The 3044-nt window shown below is 63.4% G+C and carries 8 protein-coding genes; all 8 read right to left on the minus strand.

Annotation, left to right across the window (positions count from 1 at the left end):
• Positions 1-124: 124 nt before the first annotated feature.
• Positions 125-265 carry a DUF6890 family protein gene (locus tag M1B35_RS30840; RefSeq protein WP_268263945.1) on the minus strand — a complete coding sequence of 47 codons (141 nt, stop codon included), beginning with the start codon at positions 263-265 and terminating at the stop codon, positions 125-127.
• Between the two features lie 23 nt (positions 266-288).
• Positions 289-576 (minus strand): putative phage tail assembly chaperone, encoded by a 288-nt coding sequence (locus tag M1B35_RS30845; protein ID WP_268263946.1) that lies wholly within the window; start codon positions 574-576, stop codon positions 289-291.
• A gap of 14 nt (positions 577-590) precedes the next feature.
• A complete protein-coding gene (locus tag M1B35_RS30850; protein WP_425273463.1) occupies positions 591-1070 on the minus strand; it encodes a lysis system i-spanin subunit Rz in 480 nt (159 codons plus the stop codon).
• Positions 1067-1594: a lysozyme gene (locus M1B35_RS30855; protein WP_268263947.1), complete on the minus strand. Its 528-nt coding sequence runs from the start codon at positions 1592-1594 to the stop codon at positions 1067-1069. Before M1B35_RS30855 ends, M1B35_RS30850 begins: the two co-directional genes overlap by 4 nt.
• Positions 1591-1845, minus strand: a complete 255-nt coding sequence (locus tag M1B35_RS30860; RefSeq protein WP_268263948.1) for a hypothetical protein — start codon at positions 1843-1845, stop codon at positions 1591-1593. Before M1B35_RS30860 ends, M1B35_RS30855 begins: the two co-directional genes overlap by 4 nt.
• A gap of 71 nt (positions 1846-1916) precedes the next feature.
• On the minus strand, positions 1917-2129 hold the full coding sequence (locus M1B35_RS30865) for a TraR/DksA family transcriptional regulator (protein WP_268263949.1): 213 nt from the start codon (positions 2127-2129) through the stop codon (positions 1917-1919).
• Complete coding sequence (locus M1B35_RS30870; protein WP_268263950.1) at positions 2129-2578, minus strand: phage protein; 450 nt, start codon at positions 2576-2578, stop codon at positions 2129-2131. The genes M1B35_RS30865 and M1B35_RS30870 overlap by 1 nt, the downstream gene beginning before the upstream one ends.
• A 5-nt stretch (positions 2579-2583) precedes the next feature.
• Positions 2584-3044, minus strand: a 461-nt coding sequence (locus M1B35_RS30875; protein WP_268263951.1) for a DUF2586 family protein, incomplete at its 5' end; no start/stop codon positions are given.

Genomic DNA, 3044 nt, shown 5'->3' on the forward strand with positions numbered 1-3044 from the left:
TGTTCTTTTCGCTTTGCTCGGTCAGCTCGGAAAAGCCCATTTTGACCTTGCCCAACGGTGCGGTGATCTTGTCGGTCAGGGCCAGGATGAAGTCCAGGCGGGCGCTACGGTCAGCCATGCGTTTTTATCCGTTCAACGCATGGGCAATGCCGTTTGCTACGGCAATCTCCATGCGTCTCCAGTGCTCGTTCTCAAGCCACTGCGCGGTGCCCATGTTCTCGATTGAGGGCTCAGCGCCGGGCAGCCAGCGGTGGGTCAGGGCCATCAGTTGGCCCAGGCCGTCTTCGGTCAGGCGGTCGGCGTGCTCGAGGACTTTTTTACGATGATCTCGACGTCCGGGGCGTATTCCTCCAGGAGCGCGCCGGCGATCTGCATGGTCATCACCGGGTTGGTCAGCAGCTCGCGCAGCTCAGCACGTTGTTCCTGTTTGACAGTGGTGCTCAGCAGGTTGAACGACGGCGCCACCTTGTTGTTCGCGGTCATGGCGTTGAAGTACTTGGTCACGTCCTGGGGCGACAGGGTGAAAGCAAAGTCTTTGGTGCCGACTTCCAGGGTGATTTCGCGGGATTGGGTCATGTGTATTGCTCCGTTCAAAGGTTGGGGGTGCGCAGGCAAACCCGGCGCACGTGGTCTTGCAGGCCCAGGATCATTTGCTTGCTCAGGGCAAGCTGATCTCTGAGGGTGAAATAATCCGATCGAGCGTCTGCTGCGAGTTCGGCGCCTCCTGCATCAGCCAGGCCGCCGGCGCTGGCGTTGGGGGACATTGCGGTGCTGCAGGTGGTGGCGATGCGCAACCGCTGATGGCCAGCGTCAACAGCGCGGCGCAGGTCGAGGTTTTCAGTGCGTGCATGGTTCAGCTCCTGGGTGCGGACACGGTCGATATCGTCACGATCGGCCAGCATCTGGCCGCTGATGCGGACAGCCTCTCGCAGGCCCGCCGCTTCAAACTGGGCGCTGTCGCGCTCACGCTTGGCCACGTCTCGCTCCTGGACGACCTGGACGAACCAGAACAGCGGGATCAGCGCCGTCAGCATCACCGCCAGCACGAAACGGAAAGGGGTTATGGTCATCGGGCGCACATCTCCGCTTCGGCCAGGCGCCGGGCGTGCAGACCGCGCACGAACGAAGTCCGGCCCAACGAGTCGGTGACGAAGGCCCACACCGGGGTTTTGCCATCCCGGGCCCAGGCCAGGGCCTTGCAGCCCTCCGCGATCTGCCCCGCGTTAATCAGGCCCACGGCCCGACTGGCGCAGGTGCTCGGCACGCCAAAGTTGTGGCTATGGCTGGTCAGGGCGTCGAAGGTGTTCTGGCCCACGGCCTGGTTGGTAATGCAGTCAGCGAGTGCCAACTGGCCCTTGCGGACCACCAGTTGCTCCACCTCGGCGCAACGGTCCGGCGACCAGTAGTCACCGATCACCAGCGGGTAAGGGCTTGTGTGCCGGGTGATGCCCTTGCACACGGTGGGCAGGCCCCGGGCCAGCTTGTCGGCGTACACGACGTTCTGGCCGTTGCCTTCCCATTTGCCCAGGAAGGTCAGCAGCGATGCGCTGGCCAGGGCGATGGTGCCGGCGGCGATCTTGTTGCGCAGGCTCATGGCACAAACACCCGCAGCAGGACCGGGCCAAACATCTGCAGGATCGCCCACAGGGTGCTGGCCACGGCCAGCGCCCAGGTGATCTTGTTGCCGATACCCGCCACCACGCTGGTCAGCTTCTGCTGGCCCTCGTTGAGTTCGGAAAGCTGGCCGGACATGTGCTCAAACTGCTGTTCCAGCTTGGTCACACGGATGGGAACGGATTCATGCCGGCTTTCCATGAAGGTCAAACGGTATTCCATAACAGCCATGTTTCGCTCCAGGCCGACCAAACGGCCGGGCTCTGAATCCGCCTCACTGAGGCTTGGCCGGGGACTGGTGGTCATCGGCGGTTTCCTTGCTCAAAAAGGGATTGGCACGGCACACAGCGGGTCATTCCCCCCAGCGCCCGGCGCTTCTCGGGGATTGGCTTATCGCAGTCGTCGCAATGGGTCAGGCTCGGCCCGTCCGGGCGCGACAGAGCGAGCTGGGCGGCGATCGCCTGGTCACGTTGGCGTTGCTCCAGGGCCTGGGCGCGGTCGAACGGGCAAACCATCAGCGCAGGCCCTCGATCTCGGCGGCCGCCAGGTACGGCACGCCGTTGACGCGGATAAAGTCCGGACTGGTGACGTCAAACGGCACCTTGTGCTTGGTCTTCTCGCCGCCCTTGGGATCCACACTGAGCAAGCTGGACACCTTCAACTTGCAGCCGAAGGCCTCGATGCGCAGCTCTTCCTGGCCGGCCTGGGCGAAAAACACCACGTCGAAGGGCTCCAACTGGCGAAAGCTGCCGGCAGCGCGGGCGGCCTCGATCAGCAGGTTGAAGTTATTGCTGTCGAACTCGAACTCACCGCTGGCCGCCACGTCGCCGTCGACGTGCCCGTCAGGCACGCCCCGGGACTGCGCCACGGCGGTGTTGTCGGTGATATCCAGGGTGCAGCTCTCGACGTGCGCCTGGAGATCCCCCAGGGCAATGTCGAAGTTCTTGCCGCCAATACGGGACATGGGAGTTACTCCGAATCGTCAGTGGAAAGGTCCAGGGCGATGTTCGCCGTGAGGTCTTTCGGGCAGTTGAGTGGCTTGATCTTGATGAACACCTCCACGTTGGTTTTGCTCTTCCAGACCAGGACGATGTCGCCGTCCTTGGGCGCCTCGATCTCGCCCGGGAAAACCTCCCCGGCGAACGTCGTGGACTTGGCCATGGTGCGCAGGGGCTTCATCAGGGCGCTGACAGCCTTGGCCATGCTCGCCGGCGAGTTGTTCAGGCGCCGATCGGCAACACGGCGAATCAGCAGCGGCCGGACTTGGCGGGCGGCCTTGTCAGCAAGGCGCAGGTACTCGATCACCAGGTAGTCACTGGCAGGGGCGTCCAGCATGTTGCCGTCGCCCCAGTACACGCCCGGGTAATCCGGATAGGTCTGAGGGACTGAATAGCGGGCTTTGTCCAGGTCGGAGAGGATCGCGGTCGGCA

Origin of the sequence: Pseudomonas morbosilactucae, from assembly GCF_023241665.1 — a bacterium.
GTDB classification, from domain to species: Bacteria; Pseudomonadota; Gammaproteobacteria; order Pseudomonadales; family Pseudomonadaceae; genus Aquipseudomonas; species Aquipseudomonas morbosilactucae.

Coding starts and splice junctions, on each gene's coding strand:
- M1B35_RS30840 (WP_268263945.1), bottom strand. CDS start 265: ATGGCCCTGACCCACCGCTGGCTGCCCGGCGCTGAGCCCTCAATCGAG.
- M1B35_RS30845 (WP_268263946.1), bottom strand. CDS start 576: ATGACCCAATCCCGCGAAATCACCCTGGAAGTCGGCACCAAAGACTTT.
- M1B35_RS30850 (WP_425273463.1), bottom strand. CDS start 1,070: ATGACCATAACCCCTTTCCGTTTCGTGCTGGCGGTGATGCTGACGGCG.
- M1B35_RS30855 (WP_268263947.1), bottom strand. CDS start 1,594: ATGAGCCTGCGCAACAAGATCGCCGCCGGCACCATCGCCCTGGCCAGC.
- M1B35_RS30860 (WP_268263948.1), bottom strand. CDS start 1,845: ATGGCTGTTATGGAATACCGTTTGACCTTCATGGAAAGCCGGCATGAA.
- M1B35_RS30865 (WP_268263949.1), bottom strand. CDS start 2,129: ATGGTTTGCCCGTTCGACCGCGCCCAGGCCCTGGAGCAACGCCAACGT.
- M1B35_RS30870 (WP_268263950.1), bottom strand. CDS start 2,578: ATGTCCCGTATTGGCGGCAAGAACTTCGACATTGCCCTGGGGGATCTC.